This window comes from Streptomyces sp. NPDC093111 (assembly GCF_040683955.1).
In the GTDB taxonomy this organism is placed as follows: Bacteria; Actinomycetota; Actinomycetes; order Streptomycetales; family Streptomycetaceae; genus Streptomyces.
The window spans coordinates 340,205-359,913 of the sequence record NZ_JBFBNW010000004.1 but is presented as its reverse complement, the minus strand read 5'-3'; the positions used below and the strand labels follow the sequence as shown (position 1 = coordinate 359,913).

Here is a 19,709-nt window from a genome sequence, read left to right as displayed (position 1 = left end):
GGTAAGGGCTTCCGTACGCCCTATTGGCGAGGTTTGAACCCTTGTCGTCCCCAAGAGGCGTGCTACGGCGAGGCGATGGCGCGGGCCGCCCGCACCTCCTGCCGCAGCGGGTCCAGGACCCCCTCCTCGTCGCCGCCGAGATCGGCCCGGACCTCCACCAGGACCCGGCTGGACCGCAGCCCCTCGGCGAGCTCGCGCAACTGGCCCTCCACGGCGGCGACCTCGGCCGGTTCGGGCGGGGGCGCGCCGTGGTCCACGCGGATCCGGGCGGCCGTGGTGGCGTCCACGATCCGCTCCACGGCGATCGCCAGCGGCCACCACGCGGCGGCCAGGTCCCCGGCGGGCGGCGGTTCGGTCAGGGCCCGCTGGAACTCGGAGCGCACGGCCGACATGTCCCGGTACAGCGCGCGGCGGGCCCGGTGCCGGCGGGCCGGGTCGTCGCCGGCGGGCGGGCGGAAGGCCAGCGACACGTACCCGGCGGTGTCGGCGACGGCGTCCGCGAGCCGGTCCGCGACCCGGGTGTGCCAGGACTCGGGCCACAGCAGGTAGCCGGCGACCAGCGCGATCCCGCAGCCGATCAGCGAGTCGTACAGCCGGGGCAGCACGAGGTCGAAGCCCTGGTGGTTGAGGAGGTCGGAGAGGAGCAGGATGACCGGGGTGATGGCCGCCGTCTGGAACGCGTACCCCTTCGCCGAGAACGCCGGGATCAGCGCGGCGAGCAGCATCATCACCGGCACGTCCCACCAGCCGCGCGGCACCGCCGCGAGCAGCGGCGCGGCGATCAGCAGCCCGGCGGCGGTGCCGAGGGCGCGCAGCACGGCCCGGGAGAAGACCGAGCCGAAGTCGGGTTTGAGGACGAAGGTGACGGTGAGGGCGATCCAGTACGAGCGGGGGACCGGGATCAGCGAGACCAGCGCCTGGGCGAGCCCGATGCACAGGGCGAGCCGCAGCCCGTACCGCCAGGACGCCTCGGAGAACAGCACCGCGCGCGCGGTGCGCCGCACCCGGACGCGGAGCGCGGCGGGCCGCCCCAGCCGGTCGTCGATGTTGTACGGGTTCGGCTCCGCCTTGTGGACGACGGTCGCCGCGTAGCGCAGGGCCGCGTCGACGGCCTTCTCGGAGGGCCGCCGGGCCTCCGGCAGCGCGGGTTCGGGCGCTCCGGCGCGGCCCTGCTCGACGGCGTCGGCGAGCGCGCGCACGGCGGCCGGGATCTCCGGCGGCAGCGGCCGGTGGAAGCGCCGCGCGGCGAGGTGGGCGGCGGGCGCGGCCTCCAGGAGCGGGATGACCGCGTTGAGCTGGGAGAGCAGCCGGGCCAGGCTCGGCGCCCGGCCGTGCTGCCGGGCGCGGCGGGCGAGCAGGAGGTCGTAGGACTGGTTGAGGGAGGCGGTGACGGTCTGCCGACGCTCGTCGTACGTGTCGGTGCCGGCGGCGTCGAAGAGTCCGGCGACGGCCCGGTAGGTCCCGGCGACCGCCGTCCGTTCGGGCGTGCCGCCGCGCAACGGCCAGCCCAGCAGGGTGAGGACGAGGACCACGACCCCGCCGAGGGTCAGCAGCAGCGGCGCCTTCCACCAGGGGTCGGGCATCGGCAGGCCCGCGCCGACGACGGCGTTGAGGAGCAGCAGCAGCCCGGAGACGGAGGCGACGGCGCCGATCGAGGAGATCATCCCGGAGACGAGCGCGATGAGCGTGAGCACGACGACGGCGAGCCAGCCCTGCCCGAAGACGAGGGTGCCGAGCGTGACGCCGAGGGCGCCGAAGAGCTGCGGGACGGCGATGTTGAAGATCCGCATGCGGTACGCGTCGGCGGTGTCGCCGATCACCCCGGAGAGCGCGCCCATGGACACCAGCGCCCCGTACGCGGGCTGCCCCGCGGCGAATCCGACGGCCAGCGGCGCGGAGAGCGCGACCGAGGCGCGGAGCACGGCGGCCCACGGGACGGGGGTGGACTGCGGGCGGAGTCCCGCGGTGAGCCAGGAGGGCGGGGTGAGCCGGGGTGGAGCGCTCCGGGCGGGTGGGGTGGGCCGTGCGGGTTTCGCCATGCTTTCCAAATCAGGACGAAGGGGGGCGTCCGGAGGAACGGCCCCCGGATCAGCTGCGGTAGCCCTCGACCTCCGACGGGGGACGGAGGGCGGCGGTGTCCGGGTCCTCGCCGTACTCGGCCTTCGCACGGCGCTGCCGCAGCAGGTCCCAGCACTGGTCCAGCCGGACCTCCAGTTCGGCGAGGCGGGCGCGCTCCTCGTCCAGGAGGCCCCCGGTGCGCAGGCGAAGGGCGCGCTCCTCCTCGACGAGGGTGCCGATGTTCTCGAGGATCTCGTCGTTCTCCATGCCTTCAGCGTGGCCGATGGGCGCCCGCCCCGCAGGTCGAGCGCCCGGGCCGCCGCCGGGGCCGGTGGTGTCTCAGTGGCGTACGGCCTGCTGGATCTCGGCCTTCGTCTCGCCCGTGAGAGTCCGGTTGCTGCGGGCCGTGCCGGACTTGGACTTCCCGGCCTCCACGCCGTCGATGTTCAGGACGACGGCGTCGAGCAGATTGCCGCCGGAGTCCCGGAAGTTGACCCAGACCGTGTAGTCGGCCGTCTTGTCCTTCGGGTTGGTCGCGGTGACCTCGGCGACCGTCCGGTCCCCGTCGGCGGACGTCGGCCCGGCCTTGACGTCGCCGGTCGCGTTCACCCCGTCCTTGACCTCGTTCATCTTCTCCTGGGCGGCGGACGCGGCCGCCGCCGTGGCGGAGGAGACGATGCCGCCGGCCGCCTCCTTGGCCTGGTCGCAGCCGGTGGCGGCGAGGGAGGCCCCGAGCAGCAGCGCGACCGCGCCCGCCGTGGCGCGCACCCGGGTCACCGGCGCTCGCCGCCGTCGCCCTCGTCCGTGGCCAGCGCCCAGATCACGAAGACCGAGACGGCCATGGAGAACAGCGCCCACCAGGGCTGGTAGGGCAGGAACAGGAAGTGGGCGAGGACGTTGAGGGAGGCGAGCGCGATACCGGCGACCCGGCCCCACTCGGCGCCCTTGAGGATGCCGTAGCCCGCGATGGCGACCACGATGCCGAGGACGAGGTGGATCCAGCCCCACGTCGTCAGGTTGAACTTGAAGACGTAGTCGCCGACGCGGGTGTAGACGTCGTCCTCGGCGATGCCCGCGATGCCCTGGAAGATGTCCATGATGCCGGTGACCAGCATGAGGACACCGGCGAAGAGGCTGCCTCCGGCGGCCCAGCCGCCGGAGCCCGACGAGGTGTTCTTGTGCGGTGATGCGGTGTTCTGGCTCATGGCCCCATCGTCGGAGCGCCCGCCCGCGAACCTTCAGTTGAGCCGTACGGGTGAGGGCGCCCGGCAGCCGACTTCCTGCTCCTTACTCCCTGCCGACCCCCTGCCGACTCCCTGCCGATCCCCTGGCACCCAAGATCCTGGACATGTAGCATCCAGAATATGAGGATGAACGAGGGCGTCGAATGGGCGCTGCACAGCTGTCTCAACCTCGCCTGGATCGGCGAGGACCGGGCGGTCACCGCGGCCCGTCTCGCCGCGTACCACGAGCTGCCCGCCGCCTACCTCAACAAGCAGCTCCAGGCACTCGTCCGGGCCGGCGTCCTCAGCTCGGTCTCCGGCCCGAAGGGCGGTTTCCGGCTCGCCAGGTCGCTGGACCGGATCACCCTCATGGACGTGGTCGCGGCGATCGAGGGCCCGGACGAGGCCTTCCGCTGCACCGAGATCCGCGGCCAGGGGCCGGGGGCGGCGGGACCGTCCTCCGCCGAGTGCGCCATCGCCGGCGCGATGGGCCGCGCCGAGCTGGCCTGGCGGCGGGAGCTGGCCGGCCGGACCCTGGACGACGTCCGCGCCCAGGCCGAACGGCAGGCGCCGACCGCCCCGGACCGCATCCGCCGCTGGCTCGCCACGACGGGCTGAGCGCGGCACCGGGCCCAGCGCCACGGGTCCGCGTGCGGAGCAGCCGTACGGCTCCACGTACCGCCAAAACACCCCGCCCCACACCCCGCCCCACACCCCGCTTCACATCAGGATTCCGGACATCGGATGTCCGGTTCACGGGAGGACTTCGGCTCATGAGCGCGACCCACGACCAGCGCACGATCACCAACCCCGCGACCCTGCACGACCCGGCCCCCTTCGGCTACAGCCACGCGGCCTCCGCGCCGGGCGAACTCGTCTTCATCGGCGGCCAGTACGCCTCCGACGCCACCGGCTCCCCGCTCCACCCCGAGGACTTCGCGGCCCAGGTCGACCTGGCCTTCACGAACCTGCGGCACGCGCTGGAGGGCGTCGGACTCGGCTTCGAGCACGTCGTCCGGCTCGGCTCGTACATCGTCGACCACGACCTCGCCAGGCTGGAGGTCCTCGGCAAGGCCCTGCACGGGGCCTTCGGCGACCGGCTGCCCGCCCAGACCCTCAGCGGCGTCGCGTCCCTGGCCCTGCCCGGCATGCTCTTCGAGGTCGACGCGGTCGCGGTGCGCCCGGCGGAACCGGCGGCCGGCTGATCCACTTGCGGGGCGCCGGGCGCGGGTGTGCCCTGGAGGGTGCAGGAACGGTTCCGGGGAAAGGAGCTCCCGCCATGGCCGCACACGCAGCGGTACCCGCCCGGCGGCTGCCGAACACACACGGCTGGGCCGTGCCCGCCACCATCGGCATCCTCTACGGTCTCTACGCCCCGGTCATCGTCCGCGACGGCGGCGCCCTGTCCTGGGGCCAGTTCTGGCTCGGCCTGATCAGCGCCGTCGTCCTCGCGGTGGCCATCTACGGGCTGCGCCGCTACGGCGGCCGGCTGCGGCGCGAACTGCGCGCCGTGGCCTGGGGCGCCCTCACTGGCATCGCGATCGGCTTCCTCTACAGCCTCTCCGGCGCGAGCATCTACTCGTCCTCGCTGCTCGGACTGATCGTGGCGGGGGTGAACGGCGGCGCCGCCTTCTACCTCTTCTACACCCACGAGGACGCGGCCGGCCGCCCCGCGCCCTACTGACCCACCGCCCGTTACCGGGCCCGCCCGGCGCGGCGACGGTGGTACGCCACCGCCACCGCGCCGAGCAGTACGGGCCAGGCGGCGAGCGGCAGGTAGCAGCCGAGGAACAGGGCGTCCTGGGCGGCGGTGAGTTCCGTGCCGTCGCCCTCGCCGAGGCCCGCGTACACCGCGTACCCGGACCAGCCGCCCGCCGCGAGCAGCCCGGCGGCCCCCGCGAGCGCGGCCCCGGTCGCCGCCCGCACGCCCACCGGCCGGCCGCCGACCAGCGGCAGCCACTCCGGGAACACCTCGCCCCAGTCCCGTACGAGACCGAGCGTGAGCAGGGCCAGCAGCTCGGACAGGACGGTCAGTCCGATCATGTACGCCAGCATCCCCGGCCCCGGATCGCTGTACGGGGAGTGCGCGGCGACCGGAATCCCGAAGGCCAGGGCGAGCCGCCACAGTCCGGCGGGCAGGACCAGGAGGGGGACGGCGTGCGCGGCGACGGCGGCCCAACGGGGCACGCCGGGAAGGGCGTTCATCCTCGACATGCGTCAAGGCTGCCGCCGGTCCTCACCCGGGGTCGTCGCCCCGCCGTGCCGACCGCCTCCCCCGCACGGGGGAGACGGTCTCCTTCGCCGGGGCGCCGGGGCGCCGGGGCGCCGGAGCGCCGGAGCGCCGGGGCGCCGGGCCCCGGGGTCTCCGGGTCCTCGGGACCCCGGGCCCGGCCCTACTCCTCGCCCGGGATCTCCCCGCGCACGACCACCACCGGGCACGGCGCGTGCTGGGTGACGTGGGAGGAGACGGAGCCCAGGACGGCCGCCTTGAAGCCGCTGTAGCCGCGGTCGCCGACCACGAGCAGCGTGGCGCCCTCGGCCTGGTCGATCAGGGCCTGGGGCGCGTTGCCGCCCACCACGGTGCGGGTGACCGCGGCGGCGGTGGCGGGGGCGAGGGCCTGGTCGAGGGCCTGGTCCAGGATCTGCTTCGCGAGCCGTTCCGGGTCGAACTCGGGCGGGACCCCCGGCATGAGGGTGGCCCAGGACGCCGGGTACTCCCAGCTGATCACCGTCTGGAGGGAGTCCCCGGTGAGGGCGGCCTGCGCCGCCGCCCACTTCAGTGCCCGCAGGGACGGAGCCGATCCGTCCACACCCACCACGATCCTGCCGCCGGCCATGACCGACCTCCGTTTCGCTGTCGGGAGGCCCCGTGCGGGGCCCTCCCGACCAACGTAACAAATAGATCAATCCAGCCGCAGGTCGGCCAATTGGCGCTCGAACGGGACGATCTCGTCCAGTCCGTCGAGACCGTCGAGTCCGTCGGTGGCGGCCTCGTCGTCGCGGCGGCGCGGGCGGGCCGCGACCATCCCGGCGAACTCCTGCCCGGCCCGGGTGATCCGGGAGGGCAGCCCCTCGGTGTACTCGTCGCCGCCCGTGCCCCAGTCCTCCGAGGCCGCGTAGACGGCCGTCGGGGCGACGGCGGCCCGCAGGTAGGCGAAGAGCGGGCGCAGGGCGTGGTCGAGGACGAGCGAGTGGCGGGCGGTGCCGCCGGTCGCCCCGATCAGGACCGGGACGCCGGTCAGCGCGGTCGGGTCGATCAGGTCGAAGAAGGACTTGAACAGGCCGCTGTACGAGGCGGTGAAGACCGGCGTCACGGTGATGACGCCGTCGGCGCCCGTCACCGCGTCGATCGCCGCGCCCAGCTTCTCGGAGGGGAAGCCGGTGACGAGGTTCTTCGCGATGTCCACGGCCAGGTCGCGCAGTTCGACGACCTGGACGTCGACCGCGTACTCCTGCTCGGCCAGCCGGTAGCGGGCCGCCTGGAGGAGCCGGTCGGCGAGCAGCCGGGTGGAGGACGGGGAGCTGAGGCCGGCGGAGACGGCGACCAGCTTGAGCGTCTGCATGGTGTTACGACTCCTTCTCGGTGCGGTGCGCGGTCACGGCGGGGTGCAGCGGGGCGGTCTCGGGGACGCCGGCCGGCCGCAGGTTCGCGAACTCCTTGCGGAGCACCGGGACGACCTCCTCGCCGAGGATGTCGAGCTGCTCCAGGACCGTCTTCAGGGGCAGACCGGCGTGGTCGACCAGGAAGAGCTGGCGCTGGTAGTCGCCGACGTAGTCGCGGAAGGACAGGGTGCGCTCGATGACCTCCTGCGGGGAGCCGACGGTCAGCGGGGTCTCGCTGCTGAACTCCTCCAGGGAGGGGCCGTGGCCGTAGACCGGCGCGTTGTCGAAGTACGGGCGGAAGTCCCGTACGGCGTCCTGCGAGTTCTTCCGCATGAAGACCTGGCCGCCGAGGCCGACGATCGCCTGCTCGGGCGTGCCGTGGCCGTAGTGGGCGTACCGCTGCCGGTAGAGCCGGACCATCTTCTCGGTGTGCTGCTTGGGCCAGAAGATGTGGTTGGCGAAGAAGCCGTCACCGTAGTACGCGGCCTGCTCGGCGATCTCCGGGGAGCGGATGGAGCCGTGCCAGACGAACGGCGGGACGCCGTCGAGCGGGCGCGGGGTGGCCGTGAAGCCCTGGAGCGCGGTGCGGAACTTGCCCTCCCAGTCGACCACGTCCTCCCTCCACAGCTTGTGGAGGAGCGAGTAGTTCTCGATGGCGAGCGGGATGCCCTGGCGGATGTCCTGGCCGAACCACGGGTAGACCGGGCCGGTGTTGCCGCGGCCCATCATCAGGTCCACACGGCCGTCGGCGAGGTGCTGGAGGGTGGCGTAGTCCTCGGCGATCTTCACCGGGTCGTTGGTGGTGATGAGGGTCGTGGAGGTGGAGAGGATCAGGTTCTCGGTGCGGGCGGCGATGTGCCCGAGGAGGGTCGTCGGGGAGGACGGGACGAACGGAGGGTTGTGGTGCTCGCCGGTCGCGAAGACGTCCAGGCCGACCTCCTCCGCCTTGAGCGCGATGGCGACCGTGTTCTTGATCCGCTCGTGCTCGGTGGGGGTACGGCCGGTGGTGGGGTCGGCCGTCACGTCGCCGACGGTGAAGATCCCGAACTGCATCGTGCTCACCTCTCGCGTTTCCCGATGCCATCCGCATCAGTGGTTGAATCTTAAACCATCACGTGGAACGGCGCACCCCACCCCGCTATTCCCGGCCCCCGGCACCCGCGCCCGTACCCTGGAGGACATGACGGATCCCGGCACCGACACCGAGAGCGGCACGGACGGCGGCGCCGCACCCGGCAAGGACAGCGGCAAGGACAGCGGCACGGACAACCGCACCGACGACCGCACCGACAGCGGCACGGACATCGAGCGCTGGAAGGAGCGGGGCGTGATGCTCCGCGTCTTCGTGTACGTCTTCGCGACGCACGCCTTCGCGGGCTTCGTCTGGCTCCTCTTCTACGTCGGGCAGAACGCCCAGAAGTGACCGCGCGCCGACCGCGCGGCAAGGCTCCGCCCCTGCTCACGTAGAGTCCCGGGCGTGAACGCTGCGATATCGGTGTCGGTCGTCGGAATCGGCGCGGACGGCTGGGACGGGCTCCCCGAAGCCTCCCGCCGCACCCTGCGCGCCGCCGAGGTGCTCATCGGCGGCCCCCGCCAGCTCGACCTGCTGCCCGCCGCCGACTGCGCCGGCACCCGCGTCGCCTGGCCCACCCCGCTGCTGCCCGCCGTGCCCGGCCTGCTCGCCGCCCACGAAGGACGCCGGATCGCGGTCCTCGCCAGCGGCGACCCCATGTTCCACGGCATCGGCCACACCCTCGCCCGCACCCTCGGCCCGGACCGGCTGCGGGTCCTGCCGCACCCGTCCTCCGTCTCGTACGCCTGCGCCCGGCTCGGCTGGCCCCTGGAGGCCACCGAGACCGTCTCCCTCGTCGCCCGGCCGCTCGACGCCCTCACGGCCCGGCTGCACGACGGGCGCCGCCTGCTGCTCCTCGGCGAAGGGCCCGAGTCCCCGGCGCGGGTCGCCGCGCTGCTGCGCGCCCGCGGCTGGGGCGGCACCCGGATCCGGGTCCTCGAACAGCTCGGCTCCCCGCGCGAGGCGCTCCTCGACGGCACCGCGGCCCACTGGCCGCACGAGCGCGTCGACCCGCTCCACGTGATCGCCCTCGACTGCGCGCGCGACCCGGAGACGCTCCGGCTCGGCGTCACGCCCGGACTGCCCGACGAGGCGTACGAGCACGACGGCCAGCTCACCAAGCGGTACGTGCGCGCCGCCACGCTCGCCGCGCTCGCGCCCGCCCCGGGCGAACTGCTCTGGGACATCGGCGGCGGCTCGGGCTCCATCGGCATCGAGTGGGCACGGGCGCACCGCGACTGCCGGGCCGTGACCGTGGAGCGGTCCGCCGAGCGCGCGGCGCGCATCGAACGCAACGCGGCGGCCCTCGGCGTACCCGGCCTGCGGGTCGTGACGGCCGCGGCACCGGCCGGCCTCGCCGGCCTGCCGGCCCCCGACGCGATCTTCATCGGCGGCGGTCTGACCGCCCCCGGCCTGCTCGACGCCTGCTGGGACGCGCTCCCGGCCGGCGGCCGGCTCGTCGCCAACACGGTGACGATGGAGTCCGAGGCGCTGCTCGCCGAGCGCTACCGCCGCCACGGCGGCGAACTGGTCCGGCTCGCGGTCGCCGCCGCCGTGCCGGTGGGCGGCTTCACCGGCTGGCGCCAGGCGATGCCGGTCACGCAATGGTCCGTAACGAAGGGTTGAACACCGACATGACCGTCTACTTCATCGGCGCGGGCCCCGGGGCGGCCGACCTGATCACCGTGCGCGGCGCGCGGACCCTGGCGAAGTGCGGGGTCTGCCTCTACGCGGGCTCGCTCGTCCCCACCGAACTCCTCGCCGAATGCCCGCCGGACGCGAAGCTGGTCGACACGGCCCGGATGGACCTGGACCAGATCGTCGCCGAGATCGCCGCCGCCCACGAGGCCGGCCAGGACGTGGCCCGCCTCCACTCCGGCGACCCGTCCGTCTTCAGCGCCATGGCCGAGCAGATGCGCCGCCTCGACGCGGCGGGCATCCCCTACGAGGTCGTGCCCGGCGTTCCCGCCTTCGCGGCGGCCGCGGCGGCCCTCAAGCGCGAACTGACCGTCCCGACCGTCGGCCAGACCGTCATCCTCACCCGCATCGCCCAGCAGGCCACGCCCATGCCGGAGGGCGAGGACCTGGCGACCCTCGGCCGCAGCGGCGCCCTCCTGGTCCTCCACCTGGCCGCGCGCTACGCCGACCGCGTCGTCGCCGAGCTCGTCCCCCACTACGGCGAGGACTGCCCCGCCGCCGTCGTCGCGATGGCCAGCCGCCCCGACGAGGTCGTCCTGCGCGGCACCCTGGCCGACATCGCGGACCAGCTCAAGGCGTCCGGCATCACCAAGACCGCCGTGATCCTCGTGGGCCGCACCCTGGCCGCCTCGGAGTTCCGCGACAGCCACCTGTACGACCCGGCCCGGGACCGCCACACCTGCTGAACGGGCGGCGGCCCGGGCACCTCACCTCAGGTATTGGGCCGCTTCCCGTGGTTGGCACCCTTCTTCTTCCGCGCCCGGCGCTTGTTGCCTCGCTTCGACATGGCGTTCCTCCCGGTCTGCTGGGGACTCTGCGGGGGTTTGCCCTGGCAAGCCTAGGTTCGGGGGAGGAGGGGCGCATGTCGGCCCGGTTGTCAGTGCGGTGCGCTGCAATGGGTCCATGACCGTCCACGACGTGGCCCGGGCGCTGCCGGGCATAGCGGAACTGCGCGACCACTGCCGGGGCCTCGCGATGCTCGACGCCGTCCTGAGCCCGGAGTGGGAGCCCCGCTACCACTCCTTCGACGCGCACTGGGGCGAGGGCGAACAGCGGGCCTCCATGCGCGACGGGTCGGGCGACGAGTACGCCGTGGTCTTCTCCCCCGCGGGCGCCGTCGCCGAGGGCTTCGACCACGAGTCGCCCATGAGCCCCTGGGCCCGCGTGGACGGGGACCCGGAGGTGTGGCCGGGAGTCCTCGACGAGCTGCCGGCCGCCTTCCACCCGTACGTCACCCGCCCCGAGGACGAGCCGCCGTCCGTCACGGCCTGCCTGTGGCGCACACCGGACGACCCCGCCTGGCGCACCGGCACCATCGACTTCCCGCCCCGCGAGGGCGACGACGCGCCCGACGGCGCCCCGTACGTCTTCGAACTCCTCGTGGACCGCTCCCCGGAGGCGTACGCGGAGTGGGCCGCCGACTACTTCGAGACCGAGGTCCCCGTCGAGGCGGTCCGCCACGTCCTGGCCCTGCGCCCGCTGACCGGGACGGTCGTCGCGGCCCTCAACCCGGCGCTGGACCCGGCCGCCCTGGCGAAGGACATCGCGGAGATCGGCTACCCGGAGACCTGGGACCCGGAGACCTGGGACCCGGAGACCTGGGACCCGGAGACCTGAGACCCGACGACCTGAGACCCGACGACCTGAGACCCGGCCGCCCACTCCGGCGCCAGCACCGCCATCACCGGCGCGTCCACCCGCTCGCCCTCCCACCGCAGCGCCCCGCGCAGGACCCCCTCCGCCCGGAAGCCGGCCTTCTCGTAGGCGCGGCGGGCGCGCGGGTTGAACGCGTACACCTCCAGCCACACCCGGTACAGCCCGAGGCCGTCGAAGGCGTGCCCGAGCATCAGCCGGGTCGCCTCGGTGCCGAGCCCGCGCCCGATGCCCTCGGGGGTGAAACAGATCCGGAACCCGCAGCTCTCGTTCCCCTCGTCCCACTCGTTGAGCACCACCTCCCCGACCACCCGCCCCGTGGCCCGCTCGACCACGGCAAGGTCGAGCCGCCCGTCCTGCCCGCCCCGCGACCCGTACCACTTCCGCAGCGCCGGCTCGTCGAAGCGGGTGTGGAGACCGGTGAGCCGGGCGATCTCGGGGTCGCCGAACATCGGCAGCAGCGCGGGGACGTCGTCCTCGGTGACGGGACGCAGGGTGACGAGCTCGCCGGCGAGCGTGGGCTTGTGGAGGAAGTCGGCCATCCGAGGATTGTCGGTCGCAGCGGCTCCGCCCGTCGTGACCTTTTCCCTTGGGGGATGGCGGTCAGAGGATCTCGTATGCGACCTCAACCACGGACTGGCACATCAAGCCCGGTCGTCGGCCTGTTCTCCGTTGCCGCCGTCGATGACGGTGAGTCCTCCGGCTTTCTTGGCGTCCGCGTAGGGGTCGGGGGTGCCCTCGGGGATGTTCTGGATGGCTTGGCCCTGGGCTGCCCCGTTGCCGTTGAACACGAAGTCCGCGCGCAGACGCCAGTTTCGGCCATCGGGGTAGATGAACCCCTGGTCGGAGAGCTGGCGGAGAGCGCGAGAGACCGAGGACTGGGACATACCGACCTGCTCGGCGAACTTGGTCTGGCTCTCGACGATGACGAGGCCGTGGTCCTTGCGGTTCTGGATGCCGCACATCTTGTGGAACAGCTTGAAGGCCGCCGCGCTGAGGTCGGCGTCGGCGAGGGCCAGGTGTGCCGCGTATCCCATGGTGGTGAACCCTCCTCCTCTGAACCAGAGGCCGGATGCGACCGATACCGACGAATGGACGGTGAGGTCGTTCACCTCGCCCGTCGACCGGTTGACGGTCTCGATCCGGGTCACCTTCCGCCCTGCACGCACAGATTACCCCCCACGGGTGAAGAGAAGACGAGCAGCGATGCATCAGCTCATGCGTCCCTGACGAGTCCTCATCCAGAACTGGGTGAAACTCTACTCTGCGCTATTCAATTCTGGGTAGTAGCATCCAGCGGCGGGTGACCTTTCGGGTAGGCGTGCAGCTCAGCGGCCTGCCGTGGTCCCTCCGTCTTAAGCAGGTAAGGCACCCGCCGCGCGGGAGCGCCTGCGGGTCGCCATGGGCGGAGGCCGTGGCATCAAGGAAGCGTGGCCGAGGGCGGACGTGGTTGCTGGAGACACACGTGGCGGACGACCGTCCGGCTCTCCCGCCGTCGTGGCGGGCTTTCGTGGGCTGAGGTCACGACGGGGCTCCATGGAGGCTCGCGCTGCAGGGCCCGAAGGCGGCGGCGGGAAGGGGCTCACGCGGGCGCCTGGCCGCCGGTACCGTTCCCCGTATGGCGTACGAGCTGGAGGAACAGGAGGCCATCGGCCGCCGGATCAAACGGCGGCGACTCGGCCTTGGCATGGCGCAGGCCGACCTCGGCCAGGCCGTCCGCAAGTCGCAGGCATGGGTGTCGAAGGTCGAGGCGGGCCGGATCGAGCTGGACCGGACCGGGCTGATCAACATGATCGCGGCGGCACTGCACTGCCACCCCAACGACCTCATCTCCCGCCCCTATCTGGGCAGTCCGAGCGATGAGCAGTGGCAGCCGGCGGCGGCGTCGATCCTGCGTGAACTCCGCCGCTACGACCTGACCCCCGTCTTCGACGGCATCCCGCGCTCCTCGGCCGCGCTGTGGGCGGACATGACGCGACTTCACCGGCTCCGTGACTCGGCCGCGAACGTGGCGATCCTGCGCAGCCTTCCGGACCTCCTGCGCGAGGCCCACGCCCTGGCCGACCGGTCCCGTGGACACGAGCGGGAAGAGGCATTCGGGATCTACGCCGTGTGCTGCAAGTTCGCCCACACCTCCGCCCACGCGCTCGGGCACTCCGAACTGGTCGCCACCGCGTGCGACCGGGCGTCCTGGGCGTCGCGACTGTCGGGCGACCCGGTCCTCCCGGCCGTCGCGGACTGGATGCGGGTCTGGGACATGTGGGCCACAGCCGACTGGTCCGACGCCATGGCGCTCGCCGACAAGGCATTGGCCGGCATCGAGGCCGAGTACGAGCGCGGAGAACCCCGAGCCCTGCGGGCCTGGGGGGCCATCCAGCTCCGCGCGGCCGTCTCCGCCGCCCGGGCGAACAACAAGGCCGAGACCGAGCACCGTATCGGCCTCGCCCGCCAGGCCGCCGACCGCGCCGACGCCGCCGGTAGCGAGCCGTTCGACGACCGGCACTCCCTCACCTTCTCCTCAGGGAACGTCACGATCCACGGCATCAGCGTCGCCCTGGAGATGAGCGACCAGCGCCGGGCCCTGGCCCTCAACCACCAGGCAGACCCTGGCCAGATCGAGGCCCTGCCCCACTCCCGCCAGGGACACCACCGCATGGACCTCGCGCGGGCCTACCTGTGGGACGGGGACCGCCGCCGTGCACTCACCGAACTTCGCCAGGCCGAGGACCTCGCACCGCAGCTCGTCCGGAACCATCCCATCGCCAGGGCCACGCTGCGGAAGATCGTGTACGCCGAACGGGCCGCCACCCGGCAGCAGTTGCGCGGGATGTCGAGCCGTTTTCACCTTGATGACCAGGACCTATTCTCCTGATTCATACTCAGCCGTCGCCAGCTCCGTAGCTTCAGGGGTATGACCACGGACGGACCCGCACCGCACGTCACCGCACCGGCCTGGACGCCGCGGCGCGGAGACCTCGCGTACGACACCGGCGCCTCCCGCACCGGTGTCGTGACCGCCTTACCCGAGGACACCGGCACCACCACCTACCAGCTCTCCCCGGAGTGCGGCGGCACCGGCTGGACGGCCCCTCGCGAACGGCTCCGGCCGAGCGGAGCCGCACAGGCCGCGGTGCTGTACGTATGCGCCGAGCGAGGCGGACGGCTGCAGCCGAACCTCGCCGTCGAGCGAGCGGAGTCCGAGGGGCGCATGTTCGCCGAACTCCACGGCCTGACCCTCGTCGAGACGATCACCGACACGTCCGGCGAGCCGGACCCCCGGCTGCGTGACGGCTGGCCGCGTGTCCGCGAGCTCGCCGTGACCGGCCGGGTCGCGACCGTCATCGTCCGATGGCCCGCCACCATCTCCACCGAGCACTCCCACGAGCTGAGAGCCCGCGAGATCAAGTGGCTCCAGGGTCACGGCACGACCGTCCGCTACTCGTGGCCGCCGCTCGCCGACCCGGGCATGGGCTGATCCCCGGCCCCCATGAGTTCGCCGGTCTGTCACGTGGACAGGTAGCCGGCGATGAGGGGTGGGCCCGGAGGAGATCCCCGTTCTCCACCAGGCCGGGTCCGCCCCGTCTGCACCACTCGAACCCAAGCGATCGAGAGGAGCATGACCATGACCATGTCGGCCATCGAGCCGGAGGTCGTCGAGGCCTCGGACTTCCGAGACCCCCGGGCCTACGTCAAGCCGGAGGTGTGGGACCGCGAGATCCAGCTGCTCATGCGGGACCACCCCTTCGACGAGGTGATGGCGACCCGCCTGTTCCACGCGGCGGTGTCGTATCTGATCACCGCGATGGAGAAGTGGGGCCAGGGCCTGGAGATGTGCTGCGGCCGGATCGTCGACATCGCCGTCCACGTCCTCATCCTCGACACCCGCAACTACCGGGAGTTCTGCGCCGAGCACTTCGACGGCGGGTTCCTGGAGCACATCCCGGAGATCGCCTTCAAGTGCGACGGCTCCGTCGAGCGGACTGCGCAGATCATCGCCGACAACGGCTTCTCGGTGGACTGGAAGCTGTGGGAGGCGGACTACGCCAAGTGCGGTCCGTGCTCTCCTGGGGCGAGCTGCCACTAGCCCGTAGCCCCGTACCAGGGCCCGGGGGCGCCTCGCGAGCCCCCGGGCTCCCCGTTCGAGCGGCACGCTCGGATTCGCCGACTTCTTGGGTGGAGGCGCGAGTAGCTTGGCGGCCCTCGCCGTCCGGCATGCGCCTCCCGGAGGAACCTGAACATGCTCAGCGCCGCCCCGACCACCCCGGCCGAATACTGGGACACGTACAAGCCCCACCGGGGGGAGGGAGAACAGCCCCGGCCCGCGGCTGGTGCCTTCGACTGGACCGGGCTTCCCGGGCACGGGCCCGGCGTCGAACGCCTCGGCAGTCCGGCGACCGCCCTGGACCTGGGTCCGGCGGAAGGCGAGAACGCCGCGTTCCTCGCCCGCGCCGGGGTCGAGGTCACGGCCGTCGACTTCTCCGCCGCCCAGATCGCGCGCGCCCGCCGCTTCTGGGACGGCGCACCGCGTCTGACGTTCGTGCACGCCGAGGCGGGTGCCTACCTCGACCGGGAAGAGGGGCGGTTCGACGCGATCTACTCCACGTGGGGGGCCGTGTGGTTCACCGACCCCGACGAGCTCTTCCCTCGCGTCGCCGCCCGCCTCGCGCCCGGCGGGGTGTTCGGCTTCTCGCACCGCGAACCGGCCGTCGGGCAGTACGGGGCCCAGCGGATGGGCGGGAAGTGGCTGGAGGGCCGCGAGGCGGAGCTGACCGTCCTGCGCTGGCAGTACACCGCCGAGCAGTGGGCCGACATCCTCAAGCGACACGGCTTCGCGCACGTGCGGGCCGAGGTGCTGCCGAACCCGGACCCGGCGGCCCTCGGCACGCTCCTGGTCACCGCCAAGCCCTGAAGCGCGCGTGGCCTACGGCCCCGCCACCTCCGAGCGCCCCACGACCACGCCCGCACGGTCGATGCACACCACGTCCACCGCCACCGGCGCGCCCCGCAGGACCGTCAGGGCCTCGTCGCGGGCGCGGGTGGCGACGAGGTCGCCGAGGGGGACGGCGGCGGATTCGCAGAGGCGGAGGGCGGCGAGGCCCGTGTTGGCGGTGGTGATCTCGGTGGCGAGGGCGTCGGAGGCGCCGCCCGTGCGGGCGAGGGCGGCCAGGAAGGGCTTGTCGACCTGGGAGCGGGCCGAGTGCAGGTCCAGGTGGCCGGCGGCGAGTTTGGAGAGCTTCGCGAAGCCGCCGCAGATCGTGAGCCGGTCCACGGGGTGGCGGCGGATGTACTTGAGGACGGCGCCCGCGAAGTCGCCCATGTCGAGGAGGGCGAGCTCCGGCAGGTCGTACAGCGTCGTCACCGTCTTCTCCGAGGTGGAGCCGGTGCAGCCCGCCACGTGGGTGAGTCCGGCCGCGCGGGCCACGTCGACGCCCCGGCGGATGGAGTCGATCCACGCCGAGCAGGAGTAGGGGACGACGACGCCCGTGGTGCCGAGGATGGACAGGCCGCCGAGGATGCCGAGCCGCGGGTTCCAGGTGGAGCGGGCGATCTCCTCGCCGTCGTCCACGGAGAGCGTGATCTCCACGTCCCCGCTCCCGCCGTGCGCCGCCGCGACGGCGGCGACGTGGTCGCGCATCATCTGCCGCGGGACCGGGTTGACGGCCGGTTCGCCGACCTCCAGCGGCAGGCCGGGGAGGGTGACCGTGCCGACGCCGGGGCCCGCCCGGAAGACGACGCCCGCGCCGGGCGGCAGGAGCCGCACGGTCGAGCGGATCAGCGCGCCGTGGGTCACGTCGGGGTCGTCGCCCGCGTCCTTCACCACCCCGGCCGTCGCGGAGCCGGCCGTCGTCGACTCCACCGCCAGCGCGAAGGCGGGCGTCTGGCCCTTCGGCAGGGTGATCGTCACCGGGTCGGGGAACTCGCCGGTGAGCAGCGCCGTGTACGCGGCGGTCGTCGCCGCCGTCGCGCAGGCGCCGGTCGTCCAGCCGGGGCGCAGGCCCGTGTGCTTGAGTTGGGCCTCGCGCCCGCCGCCGGAACTCGTCGCACTCACGGATGGACTCCCATGCACGTACTCATACTCGGGGGAACGACCGAGGGCCGGGTCCTCGCCGGGCTCCTCCACGGGGCCGACGGGGCCGGGGACCTCCGGGTCACCAGTTCGCTCGCCGGGCGGGTCGCCACGCCCCGGCTGCCGGCCGGCGAGGTGCGGGTCGGCGGCTTCGGCGGGGCGGAGGGGCTGGCCGCGTGGGTGCGGCAGCACGGCGTGGACGCGGTCATCGACGCCACCCATCCCTTCGCCGAGCGGATCAGTTTCAACGCGGCCCGGGCGGCCGCCACCGCCCATGTTCCCCTGCTCGCGCTGCGCCGTCCCGGCTGGGTCCCGGTGGCGGGGGACACCTGGCACGAGGTGGGCTCGCTCGCGGAGGCCGCCGACGCCCTCGGCGGCCTCGGTGACCGCGTCTTCCTCACCACCGGCCGGATGGGCCTCGCGGCCTTCGCCGACCGCCCCGAGTGGTTCCTGGTCCGGTCCGTCGACGCCCCCGAGGCGCCGATGCCGGCCCGTACTGAAGTCCTCCTGGAGCGGGGGCCGTTCAGCCTGGACGGGGAGCGGGAACTGCTCGCCCGGCACCGGATCGACGTCCTCGTCACCAAGGACAGCGGCGGCGCGGCGACCGCCCCGAAGCTCACCGCCGTCCGCGAGGCCGGCGTCCCGGTCGTCGTCGTGCGCCGCCCGCCGGTCCCCGAGGGCGTGCCGACGGCGGCGGCCCCGGAGGAGGCCGCCGCCTGGGTACGGGCCGTCGGCGCGGCACGCGGTCAGCGCGCGACAGACCCCGGCGCAGGTCTTTCAATGGAGGAATGAGCACCGTTCGATGGCTTGCCGCGGCGGGACTGACGGCGCTCCTGGGCGCCACGGCCCCGGGGCCTTCCCCGCCGCCGCCCCAGCCGCCGCCCCAGCTCGACGACGCGGACGTGCAACGGGCCGTCGACCGGCTGGACGGGGTCGTCGAGGCGGCCATGAAACGCACCGGGGTGCCGGGCGTGGCCGTCGCCGTCGTCCACGACGGGAAGGTGGTCAAGATCCAGGGGTACGGGGTGCGGAAGGCCGGCGAGAAGGCCGCCGTCGACGCGGACACCGTCTTCCAGCTGGCGTCCGTGTCGAAGCCGATCGCCTCCACGGTGGTCGCCGGGGCCGTCGGCGTCGACGGCTGGAGCACCCCGGTCGCCCCGCACGTGCCGGGCTTCCGCCTCAAGGACCCGTGGGTCACCTCGCACGTGACGGCCGCCGACCTGTTCTCGCACCGCAGCGGCCTGCCCGACCACGCCGGGGACCTCCTCGAAGACCTCGGCTACGACCGGGCGTACATCCTGTCCCACCTGCGCTACGAGCCCCTCGCCCCGTTCCGGGCGAGCTACGCGTACACCAACTTCGGCCTGACGGCCGCCGCGCAGGCCGTGGCGGACGAGAAGGGCGTGCCCTGGGAGAAGCTGGCCGCCGACACCCTGTACAAGCCGGCCGGCATGGACCACACCAGCTCGCTCTTCGCGGACTACGCGCACGCGCCCGACCGCGCCTACGGGCACGTGAAGGCCGCCGACGGCACCTGGCAGGCGCGGTACGTGCGCGACCCGGACGCCCAGTCCCCGGCCGGCGGCGTCAGCTCGACCGCCCGTGACATGGCGACCTGGCTGAAACTGCAACTCGGCGACGGCAAGCTGGACGGGCGGCAGATCATCGCCGCCGACGCCCTCCAGCGCACCCACTGGCCCGAGGCGATCGCCAACCCGCCGCACGCGCCGGCCGCCAGGACCGGCTTCTACGGCCTGGGCTGGAACGTGAGTTACGACGACGCGGGCCGCCTGCGGCTCTCGCACACCGGGGCGTTCGCCCTCGGCGCGCACACCAACGTCACGATGCTGCCCGGCGAGGACCTCGGCATCGTCGTCCTCACCAACACCGCACCGGTCGGCGTCGCCGACGCCGTCGCGCTCGACTTCTTCGACATCGCCGAACACGGGCAGCCCACCCGCGACTGGATGCCGCTCGTCAACCAGCTGTACGAGCAGGAGGCCGACGCGGGCCGCTCGAAGACCGACTACACCCACCCGCCGACCGGCGCCGCCCCCGGGCAGCCGCCCGCCACCTACAAGGGCACGTACCGCAACGCCTACTACGGCCCCGCCGAGATCGTCACGGCGCCGGACGGCACCCTCACCCTCCAACTGGGCCCGAAGCCCCAGTCGTACCGCCTGACGCACTACGCGGGCGACACGTACAGCTTCGAGACGGCGGGCGAGAACGCCGTCGGCCGCACCGGCGTCACCTTCACCCCGGACGGGAAGTCGTTCACCGTCGAGTACCTGGACGGGGAGGGGCTGGGGACGTTCAGCCGGTAGCGCCCGGC

Annotated in this window: 24 protein-coding genes; 13 read left to right on the top strand and 11 right to left on the bottom strand. The window is 73.2% G+C overall.

Annotated elements, in window-relative coordinates:
- Nucleotides 1-62: 62 nt before the first annotated feature.
- The 4 genes from AB0Q96_RS08740 to AB0Q96_RS08725 form a co-directional block, all read right to left on the bottom strand.
- A complete protein-coding gene (locus AB0Q96_RS08740; RefSeq protein WP_365323082.1) occupies nucleotides 63-2,039 on the bottom strand; it encodes an FUSC family protein in 1,977 nt (658 codons plus the stop codon).
- Between the two features lie 49 nt (nucleotides 2,040-2,088).
- Nucleotides 2,089-2,325 carry a DUF2630 family protein gene (locus tag AB0Q96_RS08735; protein WP_365323080.1) on the bottom strand — a complete coding sequence of 79 codons (237 nt, stop codon included), beginning with the start codon at nucleotides 2,323-2,325 and terminating at the stop codon, nucleotides 2,089-2,091.
- Between the two features lie 72 nt (nucleotides 2,326-2,397).
- Nucleotides 2,398-2,826 carry a hypothetical protein gene (locus AB0Q96_RS08730; RefSeq protein WP_365323078.1) on the bottom strand — a complete coding sequence of 143 codons (429 nt, stop codon included), beginning with the start codon at nucleotides 2,824-2,826 and terminating at the stop codon, nucleotides 2,398-2,400.
- 5 nt (nucleotides 2,827-2,831) lie between these two features.
- Nucleotides 2,832-3,263, bottom strand: coding sequence for a hypothetical protein (locus AB0Q96_RS08725; RefSeq protein ID WP_365323076.1), 432 nt, complete (start codon nucleotides 3,261-3,263; stop codon nucleotides 2,832-2,834).
- 165 nt (nucleotides 3,264-3,428) lie between these two features.
- On the opposite strand from AB0Q96_RS08725, the gene AB0Q96_RS08720 reads away from it, so the two are divergent.
- From AB0Q96_RS08720 to AB0Q96_RS08710, 3 genes are all read left to right on the top strand, one after another.
- Nucleotides 3,429-3,899 carry an Rrf2 family transcriptional regulator gene (locus tag AB0Q96_RS08720; protein WP_365323315.1) on the top strand — a complete coding sequence of 157 codons (471 nt, stop codon included), beginning with the start codon at nucleotides 3,429-3,431 and terminating at the stop codon, nucleotides 3,897-3,899.
- A gap of 155 nt (nucleotides 3,900-4,054) precedes the next feature.
- Nucleotides 4,055-4,486 carry a RidA family protein gene (locus AB0Q96_RS08715; protein WP_365323074.1) on the top strand — a complete coding sequence of 144 codons (432 nt, stop codon included), beginning with the start codon at nucleotides 4,055-4,057 and terminating at the stop codon, nucleotides 4,484-4,486.
- 74 nt (nucleotides 4,487-4,560) lie between these two features.
- Entirely contained in the window at nucleotides 4,561-4,965 is a 405-nt protein-coding gene (locus AB0Q96_RS08710) for a hypothetical protein (protein ID WP_365323071.1), read from the top strand.
- Nucleotides 4,966-4,976: 11 nt separating this feature from the next.
- Here AB0Q96_RS08710 and AB0Q96_RS08705 read toward each other — a convergent pair whose 3' ends face one another.
- The 4 genes from AB0Q96_RS08705 to AB0Q96_RS08690 form a co-directional block, all read right to left on the bottom strand.
- Nucleotides 4,977-5,495 (bottom strand): hypothetical protein, encoded by a 519-nt coding sequence (locus AB0Q96_RS08705; protein WP_365323069.1) that lies wholly within the window; start codon nucleotides 5,493-5,495, stop codon nucleotides 4,977-4,979.
- Nucleotides 5,496-5,674: 179 nt separating this feature from the next.
- Nucleotides 5,675-6,118, bottom strand: a complete 444-nt coding sequence (locus AB0Q96_RS08700) for a universal stress protein (RefSeq protein WP_365323067.1) — start codon at nucleotides 6,116-6,118, stop codon at nucleotides 5,675-5,677.
- Between the two features lie 66 nt (nucleotides 6,119-6,184).
- Nucleotides 6,185-6,844: an FMN reductase gene (locus tag AB0Q96_RS08695; protein ID WP_365323065.1), complete on the bottom strand. Its 660-nt coding sequence runs from the start codon at nucleotides 6,842-6,844 to the stop codon at nucleotides 6,185-6,187.
- Between the two features lie 4 nt (nucleotides 6,845-6,848).
- A complete protein-coding gene (locus tag AB0Q96_RS08690) occupies nucleotides 6,849-7,937 on the bottom strand; it encodes an LLM class flavin-dependent oxidoreductase (RefSeq protein WP_365323063.1) in 1,089 nt (362 codons plus the stop codon).
- A gap of 250 nt (nucleotides 7,938-8,187) precedes the next feature.
- Here AB0Q96_RS08690 and AB0Q96_RS08685 point away from each other — a divergent pair, with 250 nt between their 5' ends.
- The 4 genes from AB0Q96_RS08685 (at nucleotide 8,188) to AB0Q96_RS08670 (ending at nucleotide 11,271) form a co-directional block, all read left to right on the top strand.
- Nucleotides 8,188-8,307: a DUF6126 family protein gene (locus AB0Q96_RS08685; RefSeq protein WP_318110168.1), complete on the top strand. Its 120-nt coding sequence runs from the start codon at nucleotides 8,188-8,190 to the stop codon at nucleotides 8,305-8,307.
- A gap of 54 nt (nucleotides 8,308-8,361) precedes the next feature.
- Nucleotides 8,362-9,582, top strand: a complete 1,221-nt coding sequence (gene cbiE, locus AB0Q96_RS08680; RefSeq protein WP_365323061.1) for a precorrin-6y C5,15-methyltransferase (decarboxylating) subunit CbiE — start codon at nucleotides 8,362-8,364, stop codon at nucleotides 9,580-9,582.
- An 8-nt stretch (nucleotides 9,583-9,590) separates the two neighbouring features.
- Nucleotides 9,591-10,340 (top strand): precorrin-4 C(11)-methyltransferase, encoded by a 750-nt coding sequence (gene cobM / locus AB0Q96_RS08675; RefSeq protein ID WP_365323059.1) that lies wholly within the window; start codon nucleotides 9,591-9,593, stop codon nucleotides 10,338-10,340.
- 217 nt (nucleotides 10,341-10,557) lie between these two features.
- Nucleotides 10,558-11,271: a hypothetical protein gene (locus AB0Q96_RS08670; protein WP_365323057.1), complete on the top strand. Its 714-nt coding sequence runs from the start codon at nucleotides 10,558-10,560 to the stop codon at nucleotides 11,269-11,271.
- On the opposite strand, the gene AB0Q96_RS08665 is transcribed toward AB0Q96_RS08670, so the two are convergent.
- Nucleotides 11,211-11,849 (bottom strand): GNAT family protein, encoded by a 639-nt coding sequence (locus AB0Q96_RS08665; protein ID WP_365323055.1) that lies wholly within the window; start codon nucleotides 11,847-11,849, stop codon nucleotides 11,211-11,213. The genes AB0Q96_RS08670 and AB0Q96_RS08665 overlap by 61 nt on opposite strands.
- Nucleotides 11,850-11,951: 102 nt before the next feature.
- Nucleotides 11,952-12,344, bottom strand: a complete 393-nt coding sequence (locus AB0Q96_RS08660; RefSeq protein WP_365323053.1) for a helix-turn-helix domain-containing protein — start codon at nucleotides 12,342-12,344, stop codon at nucleotides 11,952-11,954.
- Between the two features lie 581 nt (nucleotides 12,345-12,925).
- Here AB0Q96_RS08660 and AB0Q96_RS08655 point away from each other — a divergent pair.
- The 4 genes from AB0Q96_RS08655 (at nucleotide 12,926) to AB0Q96_RS08640 (ending at nucleotide 16,216) form a co-directional block, all read left to right on the top strand.
- Nucleotides 12,926-14,179, top strand: coding sequence for a helix-turn-helix transcriptional regulator (locus tag AB0Q96_RS08655; RefSeq protein ID WP_365323051.1), 1,254 nt, complete (start codon nucleotides 12,926-12,928; stop codon nucleotides 14,177-14,179).
- A 39-nt stretch (nucleotides 14,180-14,218) separates the two neighbouring features.
- Nucleotides 14,219-14,782 (top strand): hypothetical protein, encoded by a 564-nt coding sequence (locus AB0Q96_RS08650; RefSeq protein ID WP_365323049.1) that lies wholly within the window; start codon nucleotides 14,219-14,221, stop codon nucleotides 14,780-14,782.
- A gap of 147 nt (nucleotides 14,783-14,929) precedes the next feature.
- Nucleotides 14,930-15,391 (top strand): hypothetical protein, encoded by a 462-nt coding sequence (locus tag AB0Q96_RS08645; protein WP_365323047.1) that lies wholly within the window; start codon nucleotides 14,930-14,932, stop codon nucleotides 15,389-15,391.
- Between the two features lie 153 nt (nucleotides 15,392-15,544).
- Entirely contained in the window at nucleotides 15,545-16,216 is a 672-nt protein-coding gene (locus AB0Q96_RS08640; protein ID WP_365323045.1) for a class I SAM-dependent methyltransferase, read from the top strand.
- A gap of 12 nt (nucleotides 16,217-16,228) precedes the next feature.
- Here the strand turns inward: AB0Q96_RS08640 and AB0Q96_RS08635 are convergent, their stop codons facing one another.
- Entirely contained in the window at nucleotides 16,229-17,356 is a 1,128-nt protein-coding gene (locus AB0Q96_RS08635) for a cobalt-precorrin-5B (C(1))-methyltransferase (RefSeq protein WP_365323043.1), read from the bottom strand.
- Between the two features lie 12 nt (nucleotides 17,357-17,368).
- Between AB0Q96_RS08635 and AB0Q96_RS08630 the strand changes: the two genes are divergently transcribed.
- Entirely contained in the window at nucleotides 17,369-18,166 is a 798-nt protein-coding gene (locus tag AB0Q96_RS08630) for a cobalt-precorrin-6A reductase (RefSeq protein ID WP_365323041.1), read from the top strand.
- Nucleotides 18,163-19,701: a serine hydrolase gene (locus AB0Q96_RS08625; protein ID WP_365323039.1), complete on the top strand. Its 1,539-nt coding sequence runs from the start codon at nucleotides 18,163-18,165 to the stop codon at nucleotides 19,699-19,701. The genes AB0Q96_RS08630 and AB0Q96_RS08625 overlap by 4 nt, the downstream gene beginning before the upstream one ends.
- Nucleotides 19,702-19,709: the final 8 nt, after the last annotated feature.